Source organism: Parafrankia soli (assembly GCF_001854695.1).
In the GTDB taxonomy this organism is placed as follows: Bacteria; Actinomycetota; Actinomycetes; order Frankiales; family Frankiaceae; genus Parafrankia; species Parafrankia soli.
Map to the genome: position 1 here is coordinate 1 of NZ_MAXA01000103.1, position 3,134 is coordinate 3,134.

3 protein-coding genes and 1 pseudogene are annotated in these 3,134 nt (G+C 65.2%); 3 read left to right on the top strand and 1 reads right to left on the bottom strand.

Annotated features, from left to right (window positions below; translation table 11 throughout):
* The first annotated feature begins 395 nt into the window (after positions 1-395).
* A complete protein-coding gene (locus BBK14_RS10320; protein WP_071061391.1) occupies positions 396-821 on the top strand; it encodes a helix-turn-helix domain-containing protein in 426 nt (141 codons plus the stop codon).
* Between the two features lie 721 nt (positions 822-1,542).
* A pseudogene (locus BBK14_RS10325) lies at positions 1,543-2,211 on the top strand (IS30 family transposase); the annotation flags it as partial.
* Here BBK14_RS10325 and BBK14_RS10330 read toward each other — a convergent pair.
* Positions 2,206-2,541 (bottom strand): transposase, encoded by a 336-nt coding sequence (locus tag BBK14_RS10330; RefSeq protein WP_071061393.1) that lies wholly within the window; start codon positions 2,539-2,541, stop codon positions 2,206-2,208. The pseudogene BBK14_RS10325 and the gene BBK14_RS10330 sit on opposite strands and share 6 nt — an antisense overlap.
* A 216-nt stretch (positions 2,542-2,757) precedes the next feature.
* On the opposite strand from BBK14_RS10330, the gene BBK14_RS10335 reads away from it, so the two are divergent.
* The coding region (locus BBK14_RS10335) for a helix-turn-helix domain-containing protein (protein WP_241831375.1) at positions 2,758-3,134 on the top strand (377 nt) is incomplete at its 3' end.

The following is a 3,134-nucleotide window of genomic DNA, read 5'->3' on the forward strand; positions in this document are numbered from 1 at the left end:
CCTCGACGCATGGTGGAACGGCCACCCCCTCGACCGCACCCGCACCAGCCACCTCGCACGCCTCGAACTCACCCACGCCGCATAAGGCCGAATTAGCCAGCAGGGTCGAGGTGCGCCACGAGGCGCTGAGGGTCGAAGGAGGTGCAAGACCTCCTCGCTGGACCGTCGCAGCGGTCTGGTGGGAGCTGAGCGCAGTCTGATCCGGGAGACGCCGGGGAGGGCGGGAAGCAGCGCTGACAAAGCCGGGACGGTTTGGAACTGCCAGACGGGCCGGGTCCGGCGAGCGGGATCAGAGGGTATACGAGAGGAACCAGTGGTAAAGCTCGGCGGGGTCAAATGGTCGTAGCGACGCCTCGATAGAATGATCGTCTTGGTGTCGAGGGGCTGGATGGTGGATGGGTCGGCGGGAGCAGTTGACGGTCGAGGAGCGGGAGCTGATTTCCCGGGAGCTGAGCAGGAGTCGTTCGGCGCGGTTCATCGCGAAGGCGCTCGGTCGGCATCACTCGACAATTGCGCGGGAGATCGACCGCAACGGCGGTGAGAAGGTTTACCGGGCGGTGGACGCGCAGGCTCGGTGTGATGCGTTGCGGGCGCGTCCGAAGGGACGCAAGCTGGTGGCGTCGCCGGCGCTGCATGACGCGGTCAACGCGGGCCTGGCCGAGAAGTGGTCACCGAAGCAGATCAGCGAGAGACTGGCGACGGATCATCCCGATGACGAGAGCATGCGCGTGTCCCACGAGACGATCGCGTGCCACGAGGCGCCAGACAGTCGAGTGGAGGTGGGAGACCTTCACCGCCGGGTCGTCGCAGCGACCCGGTAGAAGCTGGGGGCAGCCTGATCCGGGGAACGCCGGGGAGGGCGGTAAGCAGCCCCGACAACGACGGGACGGGCCGGCACTGCCAGACGGTCCGGGCCCGGCTAGCGAGACCAGAAGGTGCAACGAAAGTGAACCAGTGGTTGAAGTCCCGTAAGCGTGGGGCCGGCTCAAATCTGGTGGATAGGGGCCGGTTTGCAGTGCGTGACCTGGTCGTGAGGCCGAGTCAACTCCGGAGCCGGTTGATTGTGCCGGTGAGGAGGCCACGGTGAAGATCTGCGGCGTAGGCGTGGCGATGCTGCMGGGACAAAGCTGGGTCATCTCCCTGGTCGATCGATTGTCAGGTGAACGTGGGAACCGTCCCCGGCTGCCCTCCCCTTCGGCCGGTCAGGCCGTTGGTGGGCAGGTCCGTTGCCGACCGTGGGCCGTGGGCCGGGACGGAGGCCCCGTAGTAGTCCGAGCGCGCGAGAGGCGCGTACATGGCGAAGGGGGCCAGCAAGTCAGCAACGAGGACACTGGAATACTCGGAGGCCGCCGGTGAACACCGACGAACTGGACCTCGCCTGGTCGCAGGCCGAGGAAAGGGTACGAGAGATCCAGGCCAAGCTGCACCGGTGGGCGAAAGAAGACACGTCCCCCGGGGCTTGTGGAGAGCCCGGTGCGCTTAACGGTGCACGCCGGGTTCGGGAGGCGGGCCGAGGAAACGGGCCGGCCGCAAGGTCGGCACCGCGCCTCGGTCCGACCTCACTACGAGTGCCTCTACCTGCAGGCCCGTGGCGAGCTGCGCACCCAGCTGACGGTCGCGCTACGCAAGGGCCGGGCCAGGCGGGTGAACCGGTCCCGGACGACCGTGGCCCGCGGGCGGATCGTCGACATGGTCAACATCAGCGAGCGGCCGAAGGAGGCCGAGGACCGCGCCGTCCCCGGATTCTGGGAAGGGGATCTCATCCTGGGCAAGGGAAACAGATCCCAGGTAGCGACGCTGGTCGAGCGCACCACACGGTTCGTCATGCTCGTGCGGATTCCCTACGACCGCAACGCTGAGAAGGTCGCCTACCTGCTGGTCCGKAAGATGGAAACCCTGCCCGACTTCATGAAGAAGTCCGTCACCTGGGATCAGGGTAAGGAGATGGCTCGGCACGCGAAGTTCACCGTCGCGACCGGAATGCCCGTTTACTTCTGTGATCCGCATTCGCCGTGGCAGCGGGGGTCGAACGAGAATACGAACGGGCTGCTGCGTCAGCATTTCCCGAAGGGCACTGATCTTTCGTTGCATACTCAGGATGAGCTTGATAGGGTGGCCGAACAGCTGAACGGACGGCCACGGCAGACGTTGGGTTGGGCGAAGCCGGTCGAAGCCTTCAATGATCTGCTGGCGAAGCATGCGTCGCTATGACCGCTTGAATCCGCCCTTTCCTTTCGCGAACCAGGTCGCAACTTTTTTTGCGAACTCCACCTGCATCTGAAGCTCGGCGATAGTCGAGTTCGCGTCCTTGACCTCGCCGCGCAGCCGGACGAGTTCGGCCCGTTCGGACTCGTCCAGCACCGCGTCCGGCAGCTGCGAGTTCCCCGCCTCGTCCTTGGCTTTCTTCACCCATTTTCCCAACGTCATCTCGTGGACGCCGATGTTCCGGGCGACCTCGGCGACAGAACGGCCGCCGTCGATGACGAAAGTTACCGCTTGTTCCTTGTACTCCTCGGTAAATCTGCGGCGTGTCGCGCCCATTTGTTGCTCTCCCGACCGATCGGGCAGCTAGTGCGGCGTAAACAAATGCCCGTTCCAGTGCCACTGTTAGGCTGGAAAAAGTGTGGGTAAATTGGACACATGATCCTAACTGATAATCAACGCGATATTCTCGAGTCCTTGGCTGGAGGCGGTGGGTACGACAGGTCTGCGGCTGCCCGCGCCCGTATGGTGCTATGGCGGGACGAAGGATCCTCAGTGCGGGAAATAGCCGAGAAGGCGGGCGCGTCGAAGCCTACCGTGCGGCTGTGGCTGTCGCGCTATGACGAGGAGGGGCCGGACGGCTTGGTGAGCCGGGTGTCCCCGGGGCGGCCACGGGAGGTCCCGGGGCGGGTACGGGCGCGGATCCTGGCGTTGACCAGGGCCACCCCTCCGCCGGAGACCGGACTGAGCCACTGGACAAGCACCGAGATGGCGCGGTACCTGAAGCGCCGCGAAGGAGTGTCGGTCTCGCACACCTTCGTGGCCCAGCTGTGGCGGGAGAACAATCTCCAGCCGCACCGGCACCGAGTCTTCAAGCTCTCGGCGGACCCGGATTTCGAGGCCAAGGTGGAGGACGTCGTCGGCCTCTACCT

Excerpts from the sequence above, each read along its gene's own strand:
- BBK14_RS10320 (WP_071061391.1), top strand. The coding sequence starts at position 396 with ATGGGTCGGCGGGAGCAGTTGACGGTCGAGGAGCGGGAGCTGATTTCC.
- BBK14_RS10330 (WP_071061393.1), bottom strand. The coding sequence starts at position 2,541 with ATGGGCGCGACACGCCGCAGATTTACCGAGGAGTACAAGGAACAAGCG.